The organism is Enterobacter cloacae complex sp. IR5402, assembly GCF_049238125.1.
Classification (GTDB): Bacteria; Pseudomonadota; Gammaproteobacteria; order Enterobacterales; family Enterobacteriaceae; genus Enterobacter; species Enterobacter hormaechei_C.
The window spans coordinates 20831-44051 of sequence record NZ_JBMKHO010000019.1 but is presented as its reverse complement, the minus strand read 5'-3'; the positions used below and the strand labels follow the sequence as shown (position 1 = coordinate 44051).

At 54.7% G+C, this 23221-nt stretch carries 24 protein-coding genes and 1 tRNA gene; 15 read left to right on the top strand and 10 right to left on the bottom strand.

Annotated elements, in window-relative coordinates; translation table 11 throughout:
• Window positions 1-70: 70 nt before the first annotated feature.
• Genes ACOTXL_RS21550 through ACOTXL_RS21540 form a run of 3 tightly spaced genes read left to right on the top strand, consistent with a single transcriptional unit; the run spans window position 71 to window position 2864 of the window.
• Complete coding sequence (locus tag ACOTXL_RS21550; protein ID WP_022650752.1) at window positions 71-1078, top strand: ABC transporter substrate-binding protein; 1008 nt, start codon at window positions 71-73, stop codon at window positions 1076-1078.
• Window positions 1075-2106: a FecCD family ABC transporter permease gene (locus ACOTXL_RS21545; RefSeq protein WP_032608974.1), complete on the top strand. Its 1032-nt coding sequence runs from the start codon at window positions 1075-1077 to the stop codon at window positions 2104-2106. Before ACOTXL_RS21550 ends, ACOTXL_RS21545 begins: the two co-directional genes overlap by 4 nt.
• Window positions 2103-2864, top strand: coding sequence for an ABC transporter ATP-binding protein (locus ACOTXL_RS21540; protein WP_045324465.1), 762 nt, complete (start codon window positions 2103-2105; stop codon window positions 2862-2864). Before ACOTXL_RS21545 ends, ACOTXL_RS21540 begins: the two co-directional genes overlap by 4 nt.
• A gap of 60 nt (window positions 2865-2924) precedes the next feature.
• Here the strand turns inward: ACOTXL_RS21540 and ACOTXL_RS21535 are convergent.
• Window positions 2925-3012: transfer RNA gene (locus ACOTXL_RS21535), tRNA-Ser, on the bottom strand.
• Window positions 3013-3156: 144 nt separating this feature from the next.
• Window positions 3157-4785 carry an ABC transporter substrate-binding protein gene (locus ACOTXL_RS21530; protein ID WP_023324418.1) on the bottom strand — a complete coding sequence of 543 codons (1629 nt, stop codon included), beginning with the start codon at window positions 4783-4785 and terminating at the stop codon, window positions 3157-3159.
• 270 nt (window positions 4786-5055) lie between these two features.
• On the opposite strand from ACOTXL_RS21530, the gene yccA reads away from it, so the two are divergent.
• The gene (gene yccA, locus ACOTXL_RS21525; protein ID WP_003858127.1) at window positions 5056-5715 is read left to right on the top strand and encodes an FtsH protease modulator YccA; all 660 of its coding nucleotides are present in this window, start codon (window positions 5056-5058) and stop codon (window positions 5713-5715) included.
• Between the two features lie 88 nt (window positions 5716-5803).
• On the top strand, window positions 5804-6133 hold the full coding sequence (tusE, locus tag ACOTXL_RS21520; RefSeq protein ID WP_003858129.1) for a sulfurtransferase TusE: 330 nt from the start codon (window positions 5804-5806) through the stop codon (window positions 6131-6133).
• Here tusE and yccX read toward each other — a convergent pair.
• Window positions 6130-6411 carry an acylphosphatase gene (yccX, locus tag ACOTXL_RS21515; protein ID WP_003858131.1) on the bottom strand — a complete coding sequence of 94 codons (282 nt, stop codon included), beginning with the start codon at window positions 6409-6411 and terminating at the stop codon, window positions 6130-6132. The genes tusE and yccX overlap by 4 nt on opposite strands.
• 93 nt (window positions 6412-6504) lie before the next feature.
• Between yccX and rlmI the strand changes: the two genes are divergently transcribed.
• Window positions 6505-7695, top strand: a complete 1191-nt coding sequence (gene rlmI / locus ACOTXL_RS21510; RefSeq protein ID WP_045350155.1) for a 23S rRNA (cytosine(1962)-C(5))-methyltransferase RlmI — start codon at window positions 6505-6507, stop codon at window positions 7693-7695.
• Between the two features lie 60 nt (window positions 7696-7755).
• Window positions 7756-8073, top strand: coding sequence for a heat shock protein HspQ (gene hspQ, locus ACOTXL_RS21505; RefSeq protein WP_003858136.1), 318 nt, complete (start codon window positions 7756-7758; stop codon window positions 8071-8073).
• 32 nt (window positions 8074-8105) lie between these two features.
• Here the strand turns inward: hspQ and ACOTXL_RS21500 are convergent, their stop codons facing one another.
• The gene (locus ACOTXL_RS21500) at window positions 8106-8519 is read right to left on the bottom strand and encodes a CoA-binding protein (RefSeq protein ID WP_003858138.1); all 414 of its coding nucleotides are present in this window, start codon (window positions 8517-8519) and stop codon (window positions 8106-8108) included.
• 171 nt (window positions 8520-8690) lie between these two features.
• Here ACOTXL_RS21500 and csgI point away from each other — a divergent pair, with 171 nt between their 5' ends.
• Together csgI and mgsA are read left to right on the top strand one after the other, a co-directional pair.
• Window positions 8691-9353, top strand: coding sequence for a curli synthesis inhibitor (csgI, locus tag ACOTXL_RS21495; RefSeq protein WP_032608970.1), 663 nt, complete (start codon window positions 8691-8693; stop codon window positions 9351-9353).
• A gap of 80 nt (window positions 9354-9433) precedes the next feature.
• Window positions 9434-9892 (top strand): methylglyoxal synthase, encoded by a 459-nt coding sequence (gene mgsA, locus ACOTXL_RS21490; RefSeq protein ID WP_003858146.1) that lies wholly within the window; start codon window positions 9434-9436, stop codon window positions 9890-9892.
• 53 nt (window positions 9893-9945) lie between these two features.
• Here the strand turns inward: mgsA and helD are convergent, their stop codons facing one another.
• Window positions 9946-12000 (bottom strand): DNA helicase IV, encoded by a 2055-nt coding sequence (gene helD / locus ACOTXL_RS21485; protein WP_045345690.1) that lies wholly within the window; start codon window positions 11998-12000, stop codon window positions 9946-9948.
• A gap of 122 nt (window positions 12001-12122) precedes the next feature.
• Between helD and ACOTXL_RS21480 the strand changes: the two genes are divergently transcribed.
• Both ACOTXL_RS21480 and yccS read left to right on the top strand, forming a co-directional pair.
• Window positions 12123-12569: a YccF domain-containing protein gene (locus ACOTXL_RS21480; RefSeq protein ID WP_003858149.1), complete on the top strand. Its 447-nt coding sequence runs from the start codon at window positions 12123-12125 to the stop codon at window positions 12567-12569.
• 18 nt (window positions 12570-12587) lie between these two features.
• The gene (gene yccS / locus ACOTXL_RS21475) at window positions 12588-14750 is read left to right on the top strand and encodes a YccS family putative transporter (RefSeq protein ID WP_045345689.1); all 2163 of its coding nucleotides are present in this window, start codon (window positions 12588-12590) and stop codon (window positions 14748-14750) included.
• Here the strand turns inward: yccS and ACOTXL_RS21470 are convergent.
• The gene (locus tag ACOTXL_RS21470; RefSeq protein WP_045350157.1) at window positions 14707-15333 is read right to left on the bottom strand and encodes a TfoX/Sxy family DNA transformation protein; all 627 of its coding nucleotides are present in this window, start codon (window positions 15331-15333) and stop codon (window positions 14707-14709) included. The two genes, yccS and ACOTXL_RS21470, sit on opposite strands and share 44 nt — an antisense overlap.
• 217 nt (window positions 15334-15550) lie before the next feature.
• On the opposite strand from ACOTXL_RS21470, the gene sulA reads away from it, so the two are divergent.
• Window positions 15551-16060, top strand: a complete 510-nt coding sequence (sulA, locus tag ACOTXL_RS21465) for an SOS-induced cell division inhibitor SulA (protein ID WP_032610196.1) — start codon at window positions 15551-15553, stop codon at window positions 16058-16060.
• A 356-nt stretch (window positions 16061-16416) separates the two neighbouring features.
• Window positions 16417-17469 (top strand): porin OmpA, encoded by a 1053-nt coding sequence (ompA, locus tag ACOTXL_RS21460; RefSeq protein WP_017694761.1) that lies wholly within the window; start codon window positions 16417-16419, stop codon window positions 17467-17469.
• A 65-nt stretch (window positions 17470-17534) separates the two neighbouring features.
• On the opposite strand, the gene matP is transcribed toward ompA, so the two are convergent.
• Entirely contained in the window at window positions 17535-17987 is a 453-nt protein-coding gene (matP, locus tag ACOTXL_RS21455) for a macrodomain Ter protein MatP (RefSeq protein WP_003858158.1), read from the bottom strand.
• 186 nt (window positions 17988-18173) lie between these two features.
• Between matP and ACOTXL_RS21450 the strand changes: the two genes are divergently transcribed.
• Both ACOTXL_RS21450 and fabA read left to right on the top strand, forming a co-directional pair.
• The gene (locus ACOTXL_RS21450; RefSeq protein WP_032608967.1) at window positions 18174-19934 is read left to right on the top strand and encodes an AAA family ATPase; all 1761 of its coding nucleotides are present in this window, start codon (window positions 18174-18176) and stop codon (window positions 19932-19934) included.
• Between the two features lie 68 nt (window positions 19935-20002).
• Window positions 20003-20521: a bifunctional 3-hydroxydecanoyl-ACP dehydratase/trans-2-decenoyl-ACP isomerase gene (gene fabA / locus ACOTXL_RS21445; RefSeq protein ID WP_000227926.1), complete on the top strand. Its 519-nt coding sequence runs from the start codon at window positions 20003-20005 to the stop codon at window positions 20519-20521.
• 71 nt (window positions 20522-20592) lie between these two features.
• Here the strand turns inward: fabA and rmf are convergent, their stop codons facing one another.
• The 3 genes from rmf to pqiB form a co-directional block, all read right to left on the bottom strand.
• Complete coding sequence (gene rmf, locus ACOTXL_RS21440; RefSeq protein ID WP_003858162.1) at window positions 20593-20760, bottom strand: ribosome modulation factor; 168 nt, start codon at window positions 20758-20760, stop codon at window positions 20593-20595.
• Window positions 20761-21014: 254 nt separating this feature from the next.
• Window positions 21015-21581 (bottom strand): membrane integrity-associated transporter subunit PqiC, encoded by a 567-nt coding sequence (gene pqiC / locus ACOTXL_RS21435; RefSeq protein WP_017384809.1) that lies wholly within the window; start codon window positions 21579-21581, stop codon window positions 21015-21017.
• Window positions 21578-23218, bottom strand: coding sequence for an intermembrane transport protein PqiB (pqiB, locus tag ACOTXL_RS21430; RefSeq protein WP_045345687.1), 1641 nt, complete (start codon window positions 23216-23218; stop codon window positions 21578-21580). The genes pqiC and pqiB overlap by 4 nt, the downstream gene beginning before the upstream one ends.
• Window positions 23219-23221 lie beyond the last annotated feature (3 nt).

Below are 23221 nucleotides of genomic sequence, written 5' to 3'. Positions count from 1 at the left end.
CGGTGAGCGTGTTGCTCTCAATCGCAATATATGTATTATGTTATAACATAACAATTTCGGATAGCGTTCTATGTTACTTAAAAAAGGGTTATTTCTGGCTTCACTGCTCTCCATGGCACCTGCCGCTTTCGCCGCAACCACCTGGCCTCTCACGATTGAAAATTGCGGCGTAAAGCAGACCTTTACGCAGGCTCCTCAGCGCGTCGTGACCGTGGGTCAGCATGAAACAGAATTACTGCTCGCACTGGGGCTGGAGAAAACCATCGCCGCGACGTCAGTCTGGTTCGGCACGCTGCCACCCACGCTGGAGGATGCCGGGAAAAACCTCCCCCGGCTTGCGGATAATTCCCCCTCCTTTGAGGCCGTGGTAGGGCAGAAACCTGAACTCGTTCTCGCGCAGTATCACTGGCACATTGGTCCGCAGGGAGAAGTGGGAACCCGTGAACAGTTTGCGTCGCTGGGGATTAATACGTGGATCTCCCCTGCCGACTGCACGGATAAAACGGTAACGGAAACCTCAAACGCAGACGGAGCACGTAGCGCGCCGTTTTCACTGGCGGAAATTACGCGGGAAGTGACAGATCTGGCGACGATTTTTGATGTTTCCGCGCGAGGTGAGCAGCTCAATCGTGCGCTGGCGGAGCGTATTAAAAAGGCCCAGGCGCGCGCCTCCGCGAAACAACTTAGCGTCGTATTCTGGTTCTCCAGCAGCCGTCTGAATGGCGATCCCTGGGTGGCGGGGAATTACGGCGCGCCTGGCTGGATTAGCCGCACGCTGGGGTTGAAGAACATTATTGACTCTCACGACGAATGGCCCGCTGTAACGTGGGAACATATTGCCCGATCGCAGCCGGACGTGATTGTTATCGCCGGGATGTCCCGCAGGCTCTATCCTGCCGATGAGGTTGAGGTAAAAAAAGCGTTCTTGCGCAGTGACCCGGTGACAAAGAACATGCCTGCGGTCAGGAACAACCACATCATCGTGGTGCCAGCGATGTCGTTAAACCCTTCATTGCGTAACGTCGATGCGGTTGAGCTTATCAGCGATCGGCTGGCTTCTTTCCAGGATGAACAATGAGTCATTTCGCTTTTGACCGCCGCCAGCAGGGTTTACTGGCAGCAGGTGCCATGGCGCTGCCGCTGATGCTGGTCTTTGCCGCCAGTATCGGGGATATGCCGGTGTCGTATGCCAGTACCGGGAAAGCGATCCTCAACGGACTGGGTTTGACCTCTTATGCGTTGCCGCAAACGGAGGAAGGTATCGTCTGGCAATATCGCATGAGCCGGGCAGTAATGGCCGCGTGCAACGGCGGCGGCCTGGCGTTGTGCGGGCTGGTGTTACAGTCGATCCTGCGTAACCCTCTGGCTGAGCCTTATCTGCTGGGGATTTCCGCGGGCGCCTCGCTGGGGGCCGTCTGCGTGATGCTTCTCGGCATGGGGGGAAGCGTGATTGGCGTGAGCAGCGGTGCGTTTGTCGGCTCATGCGCCGCCTTTGCGCTCATCATGGTGATAACAAACGGGATGAGTGAAAGCCCGTCGCGCATTTTGCTGGCTGGCATTGCGGGCACCCAGCTCTTCAACGCCATGACCGCGTACGTCGTCAGCACGTCCGCCAATGCCGAGCAGTCCCGTAGCGTCATGTTCTGGCTGCTGGGAAGTCTGAGCGGCGTGCGCTGGCCTGACGCGCTGCTGGCGCTGGCCGTTACGCTGGCGGGTTTACTGGTGGTATTGCTCTTTTCACGGGCGCTGGACACCTTCACCTTCGGGGATGAGGTCTCCACCACGCTGGGGATCCCGGTTACCGCCGTGCGTATTGTCTTATTGCTGACCTGTGCCATTGTTACCGCAACGCTGGTGAGCGCCACCGGCGCAGTGGGGTTTGTCGGGCTGGTCATTCCCCATGTGACGCGCATGCTATGCGGGCCGGGCCATCGTCGCTCGATCCCGCTGACGTTTCTTATCGGCGCCCACTTTATGATCCTCGCCGATATCGTCTCACGCACGCTGATTGTGCACCAGGTTCTGCCCATCGGGGTGGTGACTGCGCTGGTGGGCGCCCCCGTCTTTGTGGCGTTGCTTTATCAAAACCGAAAGGAGCATCCATGAATATTACTGTGGCCGGGTTAACCGTAACCCGACAAGCGCAGACGGTGCTTAAGAATATCGATCTCGACCTGCCATCCGGGCAGATTATCGGCCTGTTAGGGCCAAACGGCTCGGGCAAGTCGACGCTGCTGCGCTGTCTCGCCGGGCTGTTTCCACGACTCAGCGAACGCGTGGCGCTTAATGGCACAACGCTCGGCATGATGCCGCTGAAAAAACGCGCGCAGCACATGGCGTTTGTCCCGCAACATGCTGAGGTCGACGGAGAACTGACCGTTGAGGACATTGTCAGACTGGGGCGTACGCCCTACCGGAAAACATTCCAGAGAACCTCGCGCGACGATGAGGCTGCGGTTGAGCAGGCGATTGGCCTGATGCAGTTATGCCGCTTACGCCAGCGGCGATGGCACTCTTTGTCTGGCGGAGAGCGCCAGCGAAGCCAGATAGCCCGCGCGCTGGCCCAGCAGCCGCAGGTGCTGTTGCTCGATGAACCGACAAACCACCTGGACATTCAGCACCAGCTGGAGCTGATGCGGCTCGTTTCACAGCTGCCGCTTACGGTGGTGGTTGCACTGCACGATCTCAATCTTGCAGCCAATTATTGCCAGCGTCTGATCCTCCTGAAGGCCGGGCAGATCGCCGCCACGGGCGCGCCCGAAGCGGTTCTGACGCCGGTAAACATCGAGGACACCTGGTGCGTAAAAGCTCAGGTCTGCAAGGCCGACGCCGGGATCACGATAAGCTACAACATGGTGGCATGACGGAAGACTGGCGCAAAAGCAAAAACCCCTGCGATATTGCTATCGCAGGGGTTTCGAATTTGGCGGAAGCGTAGAGATTCGAACTCTAGAACCCTTTCGGGTCGCCGGTTTTCAAGACCGGTGCCTTCAACCGCTCGGCCACGCTTCCTAAGTGAGGCGAACTATAAACACCTCACCGCGCGCTGTAAAGAGTGCGCGCATTCGTTCGCTTTAAAAATAGCCAAAATGCGTTTAATCGGTTGAATAGACGACAGATTGGCCGTTTTGACAGCATAATATCCACCGCGGATCGTTAGTGCTTTTTGATGTACATATCTTTGGTGTAGTAGTACCCGAGCTTGTCTGGCGTGAAGCCCCCTACCCACGGTTTCACCAGGTGCGTGCGCACGTAATGATAAACAGGGATCGCCGGGACATCGCGTCCCAGCAGATCTTCTGCCTGCTGGTAGAATTTACCGCGCTCCTCCGCCGTTTTCGATTTCGCCGCGTTCACCAGTGCCCGATCGTAGTCCGGATTGCTGTACTGAGTGGTGTTTTGGCTGTCCCCGGTACGGAAGTTGTTCAGGAAGGTTGCCGCATCGTCGTAATCGGCAATCCAGGCGTAGCGTACCGCGTCAAAATTATGGGTGTGCATGGTATCAAGCATGGTTTTCCACTCCTGATTTTGCAGCTTCGCCTCCACGCCGAGGTTCTTCTTCCACATTGAGCTGGCGGCAATGGCAATACGCTGGTGCGATTCCGAGGTGTTATAGAGGAGATTAAAACTGAGCGGATGGCTGTCGTTAAATCCGGCTTCGGCCAGCAGCTTTTTCGCCTCGGCAATGCGTTTATCCATCGGCCAGCTGGCGTAATCCGGGTTCTGGAGCTTGACGCCGCCAATATCCGGCTGGCTGATGAGCCATGCCGGGCGCTGACCCTGCCCTAATACTTTATCGGCGATAATGTCTTTATCCAGCGCCAGGTTCAGCGCCTTGCGCACGCGGGCGTCGTTGAACGGCGGCCGGGTGGTGTTGAATTCGTAATAATAGGTGGCAAGCTGCGGCGATACATCCAGCTCGCTCCCCAGCGTTTTCTTCAGCTGAGCAAACTGGTTGATCGGCACCGTGTAGACAATGTCGATTTCGCCCGCTTTGTAGCGGTTAACGTCAGCAGCTTCAGAGGAAATGGGCAGATAGGTCACCTTGTTAATGACGGTATGTTCGTTATCCCAATATTTCGGGTTACGCACCGCCACAATGCGTTCGTTAACCACCCACTGTGACAGTTTATAGGCCCCGCTGCTGACGAAGTGCTCCGGTTTGGTCCACTTATCACCGAAACGGCCTACCAGGACTTTATCAATTGGCACCAGAGACGGGTGAGCCAGCATCGCCAGGAAAGCGGCGTTAGGTTGCGTGAGCGTCACTTCCAGCGTGGTGTCATTGATGGCTTTCACCCCCAGCGACTCGGGCGCTTTTTTGCCTTCTGCGATATCAGTGCCGTTGACGATACGCATACTGCCGGGATAGCTGGCATACGGAGAGGCGGTTTTCGGGTCGACCAGCCGCTGCCAGCTCCAGACAATATCTTCCGCGGTGATGGGGGTTCCATCGCTCCAGGTAATGCCCGGGCGCAGATGGAACGTCCAGACGGTGTTGTCTTTATTTTCCCATTTCTCCGCCAGGCGCGGCTGGATTTCACCTGCCGGAGAGACGCTGACCAGCCCGTCGAATAAATCGCTGATAATATTGAATTCGACATCGCTTTCGACTTTATGCGGGTCGAGCGAGGCGGGTTCACTGCCGTTGTTCCTGACCAGTTCCTGCTTATCTGCCAGCTGGGTTCCTGCCGGCACCTTAGCCGCCCAGGTTGCCGTGCTGGCGCACAGGATCCCTGCGGTTAACAAAGAGAGTGTAAAGTGCGTGCGTGTTTGTGGTTTCATTTCCTTCGCCTTATTGTCTGTTTTTATGACGATCCGGAAATAACTCTTAGCGGCCTTAGGGAAATAACGCAATATTTTTCAGTGACCTATAAGAGGTTGATCTGAATACGCCCTACAAACCGCACTTCATTCTGAGTACAAAGGCTTTGCCAGAATAAAAAACCAGCATAATCCCTAAGGGGCTGAGTAAAGATGGGTAAAACCACTTTGCGTCTGCCGCGCCGTTTCCTATTCTTTGCGCTAATTACATCTGTCATAAGAGAGTGACTCATGGATCGTATAATTACTTCTTCACGCGACCGCACATCGCTACTCAGCACCCATAAGGTGCTGCGCAATACCTATTTCATGCTCAGCCTGACGCTGGCGTTTTCGGCGATCACCGCAACGGCCAGCACCGTACTGATGCTGCCTTCTCCAGGCCTGATCCTGACGCTGGTGGGTATGTACGGTCTGATGTTCCTGACCTACAAAACCGCGGATAAACCGGTGGGGATTCTCTCCGCGTTCGCCTTTACCGGCTTCCTGGGCTACATTCTGGGGCCAATCCTGAATGCCTATCTGTCTGCCGGAATGGGCGACGTGATTGGTATGGCGCTGGGCGGTACCGCGCTGGTGTTCTTCTGCTGCTCGGCCTACGTGCTGACCACCCGTAAAGACATGTCCTTCCTTGGCGGTATGCTGATGGCGGGTATCGTGATTGTACTGGTCGGTATGCTGGCGAACATCTTCCTGCAATTGCCTGCGCTGCATCTGGCAATCAGCGCGGTGTTTATCCTGATTTCATCCGGCGCAATCCTGTATGAAACCAGCAACATCATTCACGGCGGTGAGACGAACTATATCCGCGCCACCGTGAGCCTGTATGTGTCGCTGTACAACATTTTTGTCAGCCTGCTGAGCATCCTGGGCTTCGCCAGCCGCGATTAACTCACCGTGCTGTGAACAGGGCCCCGCTTATGCGGGGCTTTGTTTTTTTGGTAGACTGAGGCGGTTTTTGACTAACGCGTGAATGAATATGTTGAGTTTTGAAGGCAAAGAGATCGAAACCGATAACGACGGTTATCTGAAAGAGAGCAGCCAGTGGAGCGAAGCGCTGGCGGAGAAAATTGCGGAAAACGAAGGAATTACCCTCTCCCCGGAACACTGGGAAGTGGTGCGCTTCGTGCGAGAATTTTACCTTGAATTCAACACGTCGCCAGCTATCCGCATGCTGGTCAAAGCCATGGCGAATAAATTTGGCGAAGAGAAAGGCAACAGCCGTTATCTGTATCGCCTGTTTCCGAAAGGCCCGGCTAAACAGGCGACAAAAATCGCCGGCCTGCCAAAGCCGGTAAAATGCATTTAATAGCGAATACTGAAGTCAGCGTATTCCCGGCCGGGTTGATGCGGTTCCGTTAGCACCTTATCAACCCGCGCACTGCGCGGTCCGCCCGCTTTCAGCCACGCCACCAGCTTCTCTACCCGATCCGCCTCACCGCAGGCCACAACCTCCACGCTGCCATCATCCATGTTACGCGCATACCCCGTCAGCCCGAGCTGAAGGGCTTCGCGCTGGGTGCTGTAGCGGAATCCGACGCCCTGTACAAGGCCATGGACCCAGGCAATGGTGCAAACATTTGACATCATCCTTCTCCTTATCCGACTGGCGCGTTGCATTTCCTCACTGAAGTCGGGAAAATGGCGGCCATTTCATTGGAATCGACAGAATAGCAAATTATGAGTGTACGTTTAGTGTTAGCCAAAGGGCGCGAGAAGTCATTACTGCGCCGTCATCCCTGGGTCTTTTCCGGCGCGGTTGCCCGCATGGAAGGTAAAGCCAGCCTCGGTGAAACCATCGATATTGTTGACCATCAGGGGAAATGGTTAGCACGCGGCGCATACTCGCCTGCATCTCAGATCCGCGCGCGCGTCTGGACGTTCAATAAAGAAGAAGCCATCGATATCGACTTCTTTGTCCGTCGTCTGCAACAGGCGCAGCAGTGGCGTGAGTGGCTGGCAAAGCGTGACGGGCTGGACAGCTATCGTCTGATTGCCGGAGAGTCCGACGGGCTGCCGGGCGTGACCATTGACCGCTTCGGCAATTTCCTGGTGTTGCAGCTGCTGAGCGCCGGGGCGGAATACCAGCGTGCCGCGCTGATTAGCGCCCTGCAAACCCTGTTCCCGGAATGTGCCATTTACGACCGCAGCGACGTGGCGGTACGTAAAAAAGAGGGCATGGAGCTGACGCAAGGCCCGGTCACCGGCGAACTGCCGCCTGCTCTGCTGCCTATTGAAGAGCATGGCATGAAGCTGCTGGTGGATATCCAGGGCGGCCATAAGACCGGTTATTACCTCGACCAGCGTGACAGCCGTCTGGCAACGCGCCAGTACGTTGCCGATAGGCGCGTGCTGAACTGCTTCTCTTATACCGGCGGCTTTGCGGTCTCTGCCCTGATGGGCGGCTGTGCCCAGGTTGTGAGCGTCGACACCTCACAGGAAGCGCTGGATGTGGCGAAACAGAACGTTGAGCTGAACAAGCTGGATCTGAGCAAAGCGGAGTTTGTGCGCGACGACGTGTTCAAACTGCTGCGTAAATACCGCGAGCAGGGCGAGAAATTTGACGTTATCGTGATGGACCCACCGAAGTTTGTAGAAAATAAAAGCCAGCTGATGGGCGCCTGCCGTGGCTATAAAGACATTAACATGCTGGCGATCCAGCTGCTGAACCCGGGCGGCGTACTGCTGACGTTCTCCTGCTCTGGCCTGATGACGACAGATTTATTCCAAAAAATCATCGCCGATGCCGCAATAGATGCGGGTCGTGATGTACAATTTATAGAGCAGTTCCGTCAGGCCGCCGATCACCCGGTGATCGCTACCTACCCGGAAGGGCTGTATCTGAAAGGGTTTGCCTGTCGCGTCATGTAACTTGAAAAGAGAAATATTGCCCGCACATAGTGTGTATGTAATGTTTCCCGGGAGGTGACTATGATTGCCAGCAAATTCGGTATCGGCCAGCAGGTCCGCCACACCTTGCTTGGATATTTGGGTGTGGTCGTGGATATCGACCCGGAGTATTCCCTTGATGAACCGTCAGCAGACGATCTGGCCGTTGACGCAGAGCTTCGCGCCGCGCCCTGGTATCATGTGGTTATGGAGGGCGACGATGGTCAGCCTGTCCATACCTATCTTGCCGAAGCGCAGCTGAGTGGTGAACTACAGGATGAGCATCCGGAACAACCCACTATGGACGAGCTTGCTCAGACCATCCGCAAACAGTTACAGGCACCAAGACTGCGTAACTAAAGGTGTAAAAAAGCCCGTCAAACGGGCTTTTTTTATTTTGCCAGCCCCAGACGGGGAATATCGATTGCCGGACAGCGATCCATCACCACTTTCAGCCCGGCATCGCGTGCCAGCACGGCCGCCTGCTCATTAATCACGCCCAGTTGCATCCACAGCGTTTTCGCGCCAATGGCGATCGCTTCCTGCGCCACGCCCCAGGCCGCTTCTGAATTACGAAAAACGTCCACCATATCCACCTTTTCCGGCACGTCCGCGAGCGTCGCATAGCCCTGCTGACCCAGCAGCGTTTTCCCCGCCACCTTCGGCGAGACCGGGATCACGTGATATCCCTGGTCCAGAAGGTATTTCATGACCCGATAGCTTGGGCGATCCGGTTTATCGCTCGCGCCGACCAGCGCGATAGTGCGCGTGGTCGTCAGAATCTCGACAATGTCGTTCTCTTTCATGCTGTTCCTCCTGGTTTTTTTCAAAGTGTACGTCAAAGCGAACATCTCAACCACGCATCCCATACAGAAGTATGAGGGCAAAACGGCAGAATATGTCTATATGTTAGTAAACGTGTTTATCGAAAAATTTTGATACATTCTTACCGGGTAGTTTGTCTACAGGAGTCTGCTATGAAAACCGGCATTGCCTGGGCTGTGGTTGCGTTAATCATGCCGGTTTGTGTTTTCGCAACTACTCTCAGACTCACAACCGACATTGACCTGCTGGTGCTGGACGGGAAAAAAGTCTCCAGTTCCCTGCTACGGGGCGCAGACAGCATCGAGCTGGATAACGGCCCGCATCAGCTGGTTTTTCGGGTGGAAAAGACCATTCGCTTCGCCGACAACGAACAGCAGGTGTACATTTCGCCTCCGCTGGTGGTCAGCTTTAATACCCAGCGTATCAGCCAGGTCAATTTTCGTCTCCCGCGCCTTGAGACAGAAAAGGAGTCACTGGCATTTGATGCCTCGCCGCGCATTGAACTGGTGGACGGGGATTCCATGCCCATCCCGGTAAAGCTGGATATTCTGGCGCTGACAAAAAGGCCAAAGGGAACTGACTATGAAGCGGACACCGAGACCTACAACAGGGCCAGCAGGCGCGCCTCGCTGCCCCAGTTCGCCACCATGATGGCGGATGACAGTACCCTGCTTTCGGGCGTATCGGAGCTGGATGTACTCCCCCCTCAGTCGCAGACCCTTACTGAGCAACGTCTCAAGTTCTGGTTCCAGAATGCCGATCCGGACACGCGCGCCCGTTTTCTGCAATGGGCAAAACAACAACCTTCGTCGTAAGCCACATTTTTTTGTCCTTTCTCTTGCAGCATCAGTCAGTTCCCGTCATCGTGTAGCGAGGTAACCTCACGGATAAGATTATGGAACTGACAACACGCACACTTCCGGCGCGCAAGCACATTGCTCTGGTTGCGCACGATCACTGTAAACAAATGCTGCTTAACTGGGTTCGTCGCCATCAGCCTCTTTTACAGCATCATGCCCTTTCTGCTACGGGAACAACCGGCAACCTGATCCACCGCGAAACCGGTCTGGAAGTGAATGCCATGCTGAGCGGCCCGATGGGGGGTGACCAGCAGGTAGGCGCTCAGATTTCAGAAGGTAAAATTGACGTTCTGATTTTCTTCTGGGATCCGCTGAATGCGGTTCCGCATGATCCGGACGTTAAAGCGCTGCTGCGTCTGGCGACGGTATGGAACATTCCGGTAGCCACCAATCTTTCAACGGCAGATTTCATCATTGAATCGCCGCAGTTTAACGATCCGGTGGAGATTTTGATCCCGGATTATCAGCGTTATCTTGCGGAGAGACTGAAGTAGTTTTTTGCCCGGTGGCGCTGCGCTTACCGGGCCTACAGAATTTGCCCGGCGCGTTACGGCTTTCTCGCCACCGGCACGTCAATACTTTTCAAAATATCGACAAACACCGACGGCTCCTCTTTGTTGAACAAGAGCCACACGCGATGGCGCGCGCGGGTTATCGCCACGTACAGTAAACGCCGCTCCTCTGCATCCGGGAAATCTTCCGGAACAGGTAATAACGCCTCTTCCATCACGGATTCCCGCGCCGGCGCCGGGAAACCGTCGCTCCCCTCTTTTAGCCCCACCACAATCACGTAGTCGGCCTGCTGCCCTTTACTGGCATGAATGGTCATGAAATCGAGCTGTAGTTTTGGCCAGCGCGTCGCCGCTTTTTCCAGCGCCGTCGGCTTGAGGTGGTGGTAACGCGCCAGCACCAGAATTCGTTCATCCGGTTTCGCATAGCCGCTCAGTTTATCCAGCAGCGGTTCCAGCTGATCGTCCGCCAGCAGCGTGACGGCCTTTTTATCCCCAGACCTCAGGCTGTTAAGCGGTTTCGACAGCTGATGCGGGTTCTGCTGAATAAAACGGTTGGCTATTTCGCCAATCCGCGCGTTGAAGCGGTAGGTGGTGTCCAGATCGCTGCGATCGCCTTCCCCAAAATAGTGGTGGAAGGCTGTCGTGAGGGATAGTTGCGCCCCGCTGAAACGGTAGATAGCCTGCCAGTCATCGCCCACGGCAAACAGCGACGTGTGTTTATTCTGCGCCCGCAGCGCCGAAAGCAGCGCAGCGCGCTGCGGCGAGATATCCTGAAACTCATCCACCAGAATGTGTTTCCACGGGCTGACGAAGCGCCCTTTCTCCAGAATGATAATGGCCTGATGGATCAGCCCCGAAAAATCGACCGCGTTTTCGTCTTTCAGCGCGGTTTTCCACGCTTTCAGCATCGGCGCCATCAGCTTAACCCGCTTAGAAAACACAGCGCGGATCGCTTCCGGTGCGCTTTCTATCATCTCCGTCTGAGAGCCGCCGTGCATGCGCATCAGGCTTACCCACCGGTCGAGACGAGAGGCCAGCCGGCGCGCCAGCTTTTCATCCTGCCAGAAGCTGCCCTCCGGCACCTCCCAGTTGAGTTCCTCTTCAAGCCACTGACGCCAGCCTTTCGCCTGCGCCTTTTTTTCACTGCACTGCTGACGCCATGCCTTGATAAACAGCGTCTGGCGAGCCTGAGCGTCGTTCTCCAGCTTGCTGACAACAGGGACTTTTTTGCTGCCCTGTTGAATGATGTGTAAAGCGAGGGAGTGGAACGTGCGCGCCGAGATATCCTGGGTATGCAAACGCGCCTGAATGCGCTCATCCATCTCCTGCGCCGCCTTGCGACCAAAGGCCAGCAGCAAAATCTGGTCGGCAACCGCCTCGCCCGTTGTCAGAAGCCAGCCCGCGCGTGCCACCAGCACCGACGTTTTGCCGCTCCCGGCGCCTGCCAGCACTAAAAGAGACTGCTCGCCATTCACCACGGCGCGCGCCTGGGCAGGATTGAGGGGCGATGATTCCACCGTACTGAAAAAATCGGCATATTGCGTAAGCATCGCCTCAGTCCAGGCCTGGTTATGCGCCAGACGGCTTTTCTCGATATCGTTCAGCCAGGCCTGACACTTCCGCCACGCGTCGCGGCAGTTATCAAATTCCTCAAGCCGCGCCACCGGTAAAGGCAATGCCGTCAGCGCCTGGGCAATTTTTTGCTGAAGCCCGGCGGTTTGCTGGCGCGTCAGCCACTTCTGCTGCGTATTGCTTAGCGCGATATCGTCCAGCACCTGTTGCAGCACCTGTGCGGCTATCATGCTCATTTCCTGGCTCCACTGTTGCCAGCGCGTATTCAGATGGTAGTGGAAGCGTTGGGTTTCCGCCCACTCGGTCCCGTGGAGTCGCACCACTTTGTCTGCCGGCAAGACGAACTCCAGCTCCCCCCATACCAGCCCTCGTTTACAATGAATGGCCAGTAGCTGATTAAACGGAATAAGATATTCGTGGCGTTCCCCGGAGACTTTCACTCCCGCATTGAGAAGGACAACCTTGTCGTAAGGGTGCTGCGCCAGGCGTTTGCCCATTGAAGTTGCTTTCAGTTCCATATCCTGCCGGATCCACGAGGTCATAATTTGTCAGACAGTTTAACTGCCAGTTTTAAGGTGCTCCAGCCCAAAAAAACGTTACAATCACCGGGCGTTAATCATATCGAAGGAAATGAGGGTTTATGCGTACCGTTCTGAATGTGTTGAATTTTGTCCTTGGCGGTTTTGCCACCACCCTTTCCTGGCTTTTTGCCACCCTGGTGAGCATTGTGCTCATCTTCACCCTTCCGCTGACGCGCTCCTGCTGGGAAATCACCAAACTGTCCCTCGTTCCTTATGGAAATGAAGCCGTGCACGTGGATGAGCTGGAGCCGGAAAGAAAAAATGCCCTGATGAATACCGGCGGCACGCTGCTGAATATTTTATGGCTGATCTTCTTTGGCTGGTGGCTGTGTCTGATGCATATTTTCGCCGGCATCGCCCAGTGCATTACGATTATTGGCATTCCGGTTGGCATCGCTAATTTCAAAATTGCCACCATCGCCCTGTGGCCGGTAGGACGCCGAGTTGTCCCGGTCGAAGTCGCGCAAGCCGCGCGTGAAGCCAATGCCCGTCGTCGTTTTCAGTAATAAGGACTGGCCGCTCTCATGCTAAGCCCCCTGCTTCGTCGCTATACATGGAACAGTAACTGGCTGTATAACGTCAGGATTTTTATCGCCCTCTGCGGCACCGTCGCTCTGCCGTGGTGGCTGAATGATGTGAAGCTCACCATCCCCCTCACGCTTGGGGTGGTGGCCGGTGCGCTGGCGGATCTCGACGACCGCCTGGCCGGTCGTTTGCGTAATCTGGTCATCACGCTGGTCTGCTTCTTTATTGCTTCCGCCTCCGTTGAGCTGCTTTTCCCGTGTCCCTGGCTGTTTGCCTTAGGGCTGACGGTATCAACCAGCGGCTTCATTTTGCTCGGCGGCCTCGGGCAGCGCTACGCCACTATCGCGTTTGGCGCCCTGCTGATTGCCATTTACACCATGCTGGGCGTCTCTCTTTACGAGCAGTGGTATCAGCAACCGGTCCTGCTGCTGTTGGGTGCTATCTGGTATAACCTGCTGACCTTAACCGGGCATCTTATTTTTCCGGTTCGTGCCTTACAGGACAATATTGCCCGCAGTTACGAACAGCTGGCCCACTATCTGGAGCTGAAATCCCGGCTGTTTGATCCGGATATTGAAGAGGACAGTCAGGCGCCCCTGTACGATCTGGCGCTGGCAAATGGCCAGCTGGTCGCCAAGCTGAATCAGACCAAAGCGTCTCTGCTCACCCGTCTGCGCGGCGATCGCGGTCAGCGCGGTACCCGGCGCACACTGCACTACTATTTTGTCGCCCAGGATATTCACGAGCGCGCCAGCTCCTCGCATGTGCAGTACGCTGACCTGCGCGAGAAATTCCGCTATAGCGACGTGATGTTCCGTTTCCAGCGCCTGCTGTCGATGCAGTCTCAGGCCTGCCAGCAACTTGCGCGCTCAATACTGCTGCGCACGCCCTATCAGCACGATCCGCGCTTTGAACGCGCATTCAGCCACCTGGATGCGGCGCTCGATCGCGTTCAGGCCAGTGGGACATCACCGGAACAGTTCAAAGCCCTGGGATTCCTGCTCAACAACCTGAGAGCCATTGATGCTCAGCTCGCCACCATTGAGTCTGAACAGGCGATGGCGATGCCGGGCAATGACGCTGACAACCAGCTTGCCGACGACAGTCTCAACGGTTTCAGCGATATGTGGCTGCGCCTGAGTCGTCATTTTACGCCGGAATCCGCCCTCTTTCGCCATGCGGTAAGGATGTCGCTGGTACTGTGCGTCGGCTACGCGTTTATCCAGATAACAGGATTGCACCACGGTTACTGGATCCTGCTGACCAGCCTGTTTGTCTGCCAGCCGAACTATAACGCTACCCGCCATCGGCTCGCGCTGCGTATTGTCGGGACATTAGTCGGGGTCGCCATCGGGCTGCCGGTGCTCTACTTTGTGCCATCCGTAGAAGGGCAACTGATCCTGATTGTGATTACCGGTGTACTGTTTTTCGCCTTCCGCAATGTGCAGTACGCCCACGCCACGATGTTCATCACGCTGCTGGTGCTGCTCTGCTTCAATCTGCTGGGTGAAGGCTTTGAGGTGGCCCTCCCGCGCGTAATCGACACGCTAATCGGCTGCGCCATCGCCTGGGCGGCGGTGAGTTTTATCTGGCCTGACTGGCGTTTCCGAAATTTACCGCGGGTGTCCGACAGAGCAATGAACGCCAACTGCCGCTACCTGGATGCTATTCTTGAGCAATACCATCAGGGTCGCGATAACCGTCTGGCCTATCGGATTGCCCGTCGCGATGCGCATAACACTGACGCAGAGCTGGCTTCCGTTGTCTCGAATATGTCAACTGAGCCGCGCGCTACGGCAGAAATCCGGGAGACAGCTTTCCGCCTGCTGTGTCTGAACCACACGTTCACCAGCTATATCTCTACCCTTGGCGCCCACCGAGAGAAACTGACGAATCCGGGCATCCTGGCGCTGCTGGACGACGCCGTTTGCTACGTTGATGATGCGCTTCATCATCAACCTGCGGATGAGCCACGGGTTCACCAGGCACTGGATGAACTGGTGCAACGTATCGCACACCTTGATCCAGGCACCGACAACAAAGCTCCACTGGTCCTTCAGCAAATTGGCCTGCTTATCGCTTTGCTGCCGGAAATTTGTCGGCTGCGACAGCAGATCGCTACCTGGCGGAATGATGGCCCTGCGACTCAGGCAGCGCATTAAACCACTCCGTAAGCTCCCGGCGAATATCCGCCGGGAGTGCCGCTTCATGTAACCCTTCAATCGCGCCTTCAAGCGCGAACAATACCCGGATACTCAGCGCTTTATTCTTCGAGCGCATTTTCAGCCAGCTCGTCTTCGCCCCCAACTGTCGTAGCGTCTCTTCATTGGTAATGCCCGCCTCCATAAGCAGGACCTCAATCTGAAAGGTCAGGTTCGGCAGATCTTTAAGCCGGTTACGCTGATGGCGCTGGTAGCGCTCTTTCCTGGCGGCATCGAGCGCAAACGAGGAGAGCTGAAGCAGTTTTTCCCTGTTTTGCCACAGACCTTCGTCCACACGGTAGTAATTAAGCAGCACTGGGCGTCCTCGTTTCATCAGGGTCAGAAAAGAGGAAGCGTTTTTTACACAGTATTTTGCACTTTGCTCACAGGCGCGAAGGTACAGCTCGCCGTCAGACACCATCGCGAACACCGCTTCATCCACGGCCAGGATATAACCGCCAAACAGGGCGCGATGATGAATTTCGCCCAGCGGAGAGAGGTATTCTTGAGATTGATAAATCCGCTCATAAGATATCTTTTTCATGATAATTCCATTAAAAATCATACAGTAACCACGATATTTCTTACTAACGGATCCGTTAGCAGGAAAATAGGCAACTTATTGCCGTTGGGCAAGATGATTTTTTCATGTTCACCAGGAATGGATGAAATTTGCGAGTCGCTTTCCGAAAATGAGGTTGATCTTTATGCATACAGGGGTTACTGTATATCCATACAGTAACTACAGGGCTGGAATGATTATGTACACTTCAGGCTATGCAAATCACTTAACACCTTCTACTTCTGCCGCAGGCAATGCTGCGCAGAATTCTATCGGGCGTGAATCGACAGGGCTTATCAGTGAAGTGGTTTACCGTGAAGACCAGCCGCTGTTGACACAACTCTTACTCCTGCCGCTTTTGCAGCAGCTCGGGCAACAGTCTCGCTGGCAGCTCTGGCTGACGCCACAGCAAAAATTAAGTCGCGAATGGGTTCAGTCGGCTGGGCTGCCGTTAGCGAAGGTGATGCAGATTAATCAACTCTCCCCTTGCGATACGGTCGAGTCGATGGTCCGGGCATTGCGTACCGGGAACTATAGCGTCGTGATTGGGTGGTTGCCTGAGGATCTGTCGCAAGAGGAACATTTGCGTCTGACTGAAGCGGCTGAAGAAGGTAACGCGATGGGTTTCATCATGCGGCCAGTTCGTGGAGATTCCTATCGCAGAGGACAACATCCCGGGCTAAAAATTCACTCAAATGTGTACCATTGAGTGATTTTAAGAGTTTTCCTGGAATTTTTTTCGACCGCAGTATGCAAAAAAAGTTCAACGCGCCAAAACTGCGGCAAGGCTTGTCTGACGCGGTTCTCGTTAATTTTACTGCACAAAATTCGTTCAAAAATTGTTAAATATTAGGTATACGGAACTTTTTTTTTCATATGCCTGACGGACTTCACACTTGTAAGTTTTCAGCTACGTTGTAGACTTTACATCGCCAGGGGTGCTCGGCCTAAGCCGAAGATATCGGTAGGTTTATATTTGACCACGCCCCCCGGTGAAGGATTTAACCGTGATTCCTCCGATGGAGATATTCATGGCAAATTTTGGATGATAACGAGGCGCAAAAAATGAAAAAGACAGCTATCGCGATTGCAGTGGCACTGGCTGGCTTCGCTACCGTAGCGCAGGCCGCTCCGAAAGATAATACCTGGTATGCAGGTGGTAAACTGGGCTGGTCTCAGTTCCATGACACCGGTTGGTACAACAGCAGCCTGAACAACGATGGCCCTACTCACGAGAGCCAGCTGGGTGCAGGTGCGTTCGGTGGCTATCAGGTTAACCCGTATGTTGGCTTTGAAATGGGTTACGACTGGTTAGGTCGTATGCCTTACAAAGGCGACAACGTAAATGGCGCTTTCAAAGCTCAAGGCGTACAGCTGACCGCTAAACTGGGTTACCCAGTAACTGACGATCTGGACGTGTACACCCGTCTGGGCGGCATGGTATGGCGTGCAGACTCCAGCAACAGCATCGCTGGTGACGACCACGACACGGGTGTTTCCCCAGTATTCGCTGGTGGCGTTGAGTGGGCAATGACCCGTGACATCGCTACCCGTCTGGAATACCAGTGGGTTAACAACATCGGTGACGGTGCTACCGTTGGCGTTCGTCCAGACAACGGCATGCTGAGCGTTGGTGTTTCTTACCGTTTCGGTCAGCAGGAAGATGCGCCAGTCGTAGCTCCAGCTCCGGCTCCAGCGCCAGAAGTACAGACCAAGCACTTCACTCTGAAGTCTGACGTTCTGTTCAACTTCAACAAAGCTACCCTGAAACCAGAAGGTCAGCAGGCACTGGATCAGCTGTACACCCAGCTGAGCAACCTGGATCCTAAAGACGGTTCTGTAGTGGTTCTGGGCTTCACCGACCGTATCGGTTCTGACGCTTACAACCAGGGTCTGTCTGAGAAACGTGCTCAGTCTGTAGTTGATTACCTGGTATCTAAAGGTATCCCAGCTAACAAGATCTCCCCACGTGGTATGGGCGAATCTAACCCAGTTACCGGTTCTACCTGTGACAACGTGAAACCACGCGCTGCACTGATCGACTGCCTGGCACCAGATCGTCGCGTAGAGATCGAAGTTAAAGGTATCAAAGACGTTGTAACTCAGCCTGCGGCATAAGTTATCGTCTTATAAAAAAACCCCGCCATGCGGGGTTTTTTATTATCTGAAGAAAAGCAAAACGCTTATTTTTTACCTAACAGTGCCTGTAGATCGTTCTTCAGCGTCGACATCTGGCTGGCATACTTCTCTTTGTGCTCGGCATCTTCAATCAGCTGCACCACCGTTTCCGACAGGGTTTTCCCGCGCCGTTGCGCAAGCCCGGCCAGACGCTGCCAGACCATAAACTCCAGGTCGATGGATTTCTTACGGGTGTGCTGATGCTCGGCATTGAAATGCCGTTTACGACGAGCACGGATAGTTTGCTTCATCCGGTTTAACAGGGCCGGATTAATGTGTTTCTCAATCCAGCCGTTGACCAGTACCGGTTCGTTTTCGAGGGTCAGCAACATATCCACAGCTTCTTGCGCCGCGCTGGCTTCGATGTAGCAGGTGATCAGCTCCCCTTCACGGTGCTTTTTGACCAGGTACTTCCATTTCCAGCCGCTTTCGAGGTTTTCCAGTTGTTGATATTTCATTGCGATCTCAGTGTTACCGTGTAACTCTGTTCAGAATATCAGTTTTTTGGCAATCTGCTGAAAAGAAATCATATCCTGTGAAACGCCGCAGGCGATCCGCATGACGAAAACCCGAATCCTGATTGGGCAGAGTGCGCCGCTTACGGTATACTCCACGGTTTTACTTCTGACTAAAAAACATCAACTTTGACCATTACGAAACTTGCATGGCGTGACCTGGTTCCGGATACCGAGAGCTATCAGGAGCTGTTTGCACAGCCAGACCTCACAAAAGAACACGAATTCATACTTAGCGATACACAACCGCGTTTGCATTACGCGCTGGAGCAGATGTCATCCCCATGGGCTACATCTCCTTTCATGCTGCTCAAAGCCCCGGAAGAAGCCGAGTATCTGACGCTTCTCGGTGATGCCATGCGCCAGTTGCAGCCAAAAACGAATGCCGTTTTTGGTGGCCAGTATCATATTGCCGGACGTGACGTGACGTACGAACCTGCCACGCAGGCAGACGGACAGTTCGCTGCAAAAGGCGAGGTGATCACCGCCAACTGGGTGGAAGCAGAACAGCTGTTCGGCTGCCTTCGTCAGTTCAATGGCGATGTGTCACTGCAACCGGGGCTGGTACACCGCGCGAATGGCGGCGTGTTGCTCATTTCCCTTCGCACCCTGCTTGCTCAGCCTCTGCTGTGGATGCGCCTGAAAACGGTGGTGACGCAGCAACGTTTTGACTGGGTAGGCTACGACGATTCGCGTCCGCTGCCTGTATCCATTCCGTCTATGCCGCTGTCGCTGACCGTCGTGCTGACGGGCGACCGTGAATCTCTGGCTGATTTCCAGGAAATGGAGCCAGAACTCGCGGAGCAGGCTGTCTATAGCGAATTTGAAGATAATATTCAGATCGCCGATGCCGATGACATGGCGCAGTGGTGTCAGTGGGTTATGGCCGTGGCGGAACGTTTCGCACTGCCCTCGCCTGCCGAGGATGCGTGGCCGGGCTTAATCCGCGAGGCCGTACGCTACACTGGCGATCAGGAAACCCTGCCGCTCTGCCCGCTCTGGATCGGTAAACAGCTGCGTGAAGTGGGGGTTATCAGCGGTAACGGTCCGTTTACCGGTGAGCAGCTTAGCCAGATGCTGGCCCAGCGTGAATGGCGTGAAGGTTATCTTGCTGACCGTATGCAGGATGAAATTCTGCTGGAACAGATTCTGGTGGAGACCGAAGGCGAACGTATCGGGCAAATCAACGCCTTGTCCGTCATCGAGTTCCCCGGACACCCGCGCGCCTTTGGTGAGCCTTCCCGTATCAGCTGTGTCGTACACATTGGTGACGGCGAATTTACCGATATCGAACGCAAGGCCGAACTGGGCGGAAACATTCATGCCAAAGGCATGATGATCATGCAGGCGTTCCTGATGTCTGAACTTCAGCTCGAGCAGCAGATCCCCTTCTCTGCCTCGTTGACCTTTGAGCAGTCCTACAGTGAAGTCGACGGCGACAGCGCCTCAATGGCGGAGCTGTGTGCCGTGATCAGCGCGCTTGCAGACGTGCCGATTAACCAGAATATTGCGATTACCGGGTCCGTGGATCAGTTTGGCCGTGCCCAACCGGTGGGCGGACTGAATGAGAAAATCGAAGGCTTCTTCGCAATCTGCCAGCAGCGCGGTTTAAACGGCAAACAGGGCGTGATTATTCCGGCACCTAACGCTCGCCATTTGAGCCTGAGCCAGGCGATTCTGGATGCGGTAGAGCAGGAACAATTCACCGTCTGGGCCATCGAAGGGGTTGAGGATGCACTACCCTTACTGACAAACCTGGTCTGGGACGGCGAAGGCCAGACAACCCTGATGCAGACCATTCAGGAACGTATAGCTCAGGCGACACAGCAGGATGCTCGTCATCGTTATCCGTGGCCGTTACGCTGGTTAAGTTGGTTTAGTGCGAACTGATCGGACTTGTTCAGCGTACACGTGTTAGCTATCCTGCGTCCTTCACTAAAATAAGGCTTACTGAGAACATGGTAGATAAACGCGAATCCTATACTAAAGAAGACCTTCTTGCCTCTGGTCGCGGTGAACTGTTTGGCGCGAAAGGCCCGCAGTTACCAGCCCCAAATATGCTGATGATGGACCGTGTCGTGAAAATGACCGAAACCGGCGGCAACTTTGATAAGGGTTACGTAGAAGCAGAACTTGATATCAACCCGGACCTGTGGTTCTTCGGTTGCCACTTTATTGGCGATCCGGTAATGCCTGGCTGCCTGGGCCTCGATGCCATGTGGCAGCTGGTTGGCTTCTATCTGGGCTGGCTTGGCGGTGAAGGCAAAGGCCGTGCGCTGGGCGTAGGCGAAGTGAAATTCACCGGTCAGGTTCTGCCTACCGCGAAGAAAGTCACCTACCGTATCCATTTCAAACGCATCGTTAACCGCCGCCTGATTATGGGCCTGGCGGACGGTGAAGTGCTGGTAGATGGTCGCCTGATCTATACCGCGAACGACCTGAAAGTGGGTCTGTTCCAGGATACCTCCGCTTTCTGATAACGGCTTATAGCCCCATCCAGAAAGGCGAAACCTCCGCATTGCGGAGGTTTCTTTTTAAAGAGACGGTATCAAGCAAGTACTGCCCTGTCTCCGATGGCTTCTCGCCAGCCCCCTAGCCATTGGGACCTTTGATTCAGGGCCTGATAGGGACACATTTCTTTTGAACGTCCGGCGATGCCAGCCTGATAACCACGTTGATGAGCCCTTTCCAGGCGATCTCGTTTCTGTCTCTTCATGCCTCGTTTCCCTCATTCTTTTGTCTGGTGGAAAGAAAACAGTGGTTGCAATATGTGCAAGCACAGTTAACGAATACCCCGAATCGACGTCAGCGTCAACGTTCAAAATTCATACGGGTGTCATATTTGTGAGCTACATGGAAGATCGTTTGTACAAAAAATGTGACGCGGGACAAGTAACAACCTGAACGCAAAACGAAAAAAAAGCCGCAATCAGCAAGAAGCTGAGTGCGGCTTTCGTCGATGAATTTTACTTATGGCAGGCGGGAAATCTCTCTTGCGATAGCAGCCGACTCCTGTGCCCATCCCTGCGCAAGTACTTTCACCATTTCGTCATAGCCATCTTTCTGCTGCTTGAGTTCAAGATGGAAAGGACGCTTAATCAGCTGACCCTGGTGATTCAGCAGCCACTCCCCGCTGATAACAACAGCACCATCATAGCGGCCATGGAATCCCGTCACGTTAACATTCAGAGTGTCCTGATCGCTTCCCAGAGGCTGCGAGGCAACGACCCAACCGGGGAGCTGGCTGCTCAGATTCGCCACCAGCGTATTGCGTAGCTGCTGATCCAGCGGGCTGGCCCACAGGTTATTGTTGGCGATTACGTACTGCACATCGCTGGTCTGGTAGACCACCCCGTTGCCCGCCAGGTAATCTGGCACGGCAACCTGTTCAACCCACAGCAGACGGCTGCCCTGCGAGGTGCTGCTCTGCGCACCGGACTGGGCGCTTAACGGCAGCTGGTAGTAGCTTTTGTTATCGCTTCCAGAGCTACAGGCCGTTAATACCAGTGCGCCTGCGATGATTAGCCATTTTTTCATTGTTTCGCCCTCTTAGGCTCAGGATCCTTTTTGTCTTTCGCTTCAAACACCAGTGCGTTGCTCTTTTCATTGAGCGTTTTCAGAACGGGCTGTAGCTCGCGTAAAACCTGATCAAGACGTTGCATATCCGCCACCATCTTGTTGTAGGCCGCTGAGCCCGGCTGGAAGCCCTGCATACTGCGATTCAGTTCACGCAACGTTTTCTGCATATCCTGCGGCAGCTGCTGCATGGACTGGTTGGCCGTGATCTTGTTGATATTATCCAGGGTGGTTTGCAGACGTTGCATCGTTGCCTGGCTCTGATGCAGTGATCCCGTCGCAGCCTCAAGCATTGGATTCAGCGGCAGATTGTTGATCTTATCCAGCGTTTCCATCAGACGCTGTTGGATCTGCGCCAGGCCACTGCTGACCGTAGGAATGATTTTGTAGCCACCAAATTCACGGATACCCGTCATTGGTGGCGCTTTTGGATAGAAGTCCATATCGACATACAACGCCCCTGTGACCAGGTTGCCGGTTTTCAGCGAGCCGCGCAGCCCGCGATTCAGCAGGTCGCTGATATGCTCCCCAATATCCTGGTCCTCGCCTATCTGATTAATCAAACGCTCAGGCTCAATGCGGATCAGCACCGGAATACGATAATCATCATCAAGCATCTGCTTCAGTCCCGGAACAAAGTAAGGCACTTGTCCCACTGTTCCCAGACGAATACCGCGGAACTCAACTGGCGCTCCTGGCTGCAAGCCGCGTACAGAGTCCTTAAAGAACATCAGGTAGTCGATGTGATCGGTATAGAGCGCATCCTGAATGCTTTTTTGATCGTCAAACAGTCTGAAGGCGGTTTTCTCCGCCACCGGTTGTCCCAGATCTATACCTTCCGGCACGTCAAAACTGACGCCCCCACCAAACAGCGTGGTGAGTGAACCCATCTCAACGCGCATCCCCGCAGAGGTGAGATCTACCGCGATCCCGCTGTCTTTCCAGAAGCGAACGTTGCTGGTCACCAGGCGGTCATTAGGCGCGTTGATAAATAGCTGATAGCTGATGGTCCGTTTTTGCGGATCGAAGGTGCTTGTTTCAACCGAACCGACGCGATACCCACGGAACAGCACCGGATCGCCCGGCGAGAGCTGGCCCGCTTTTTTACTGTCCAGAATAACGCGGATCCCTTTTGCATCCGGTGGCGCAAGCGGCGGTGAATCCAGCAGCTGATAGTTTACTGGCTGGGCGCCTTTGTTGCCGGGCTGGAGTTCAATATAAGCCCCGGACAATAGCGTCCCTAAGCCGCTGATCCCTTCTCTCCCAACCTGCGGTTTCACTACCCAAAAAACAGAATCTTCATGGAGCAGTTTTTCCATGCCAGCATTCAGGCGGGCCTTGATTTCAACATGGGTTAAATCATCCGTCAGGGTCGCGCTTTCCACGACACCCACATCCACGCTGCGGCTCTTGATGGTGGTTTTTCCGCCCTCAATCCCCTCTGCATTGGTGGTAATTAGCGTGACTTCCGGTCCCTGATGGCTGTAATGATAAAACAGGATCCATGCACCGATCAGCGCGGTCACGATGGGGAAAATCCACACCGGCGACCAGTTTCTGACCTTCTGCACTTTAGCCTCTCCACTCTTATTTTCCATGCT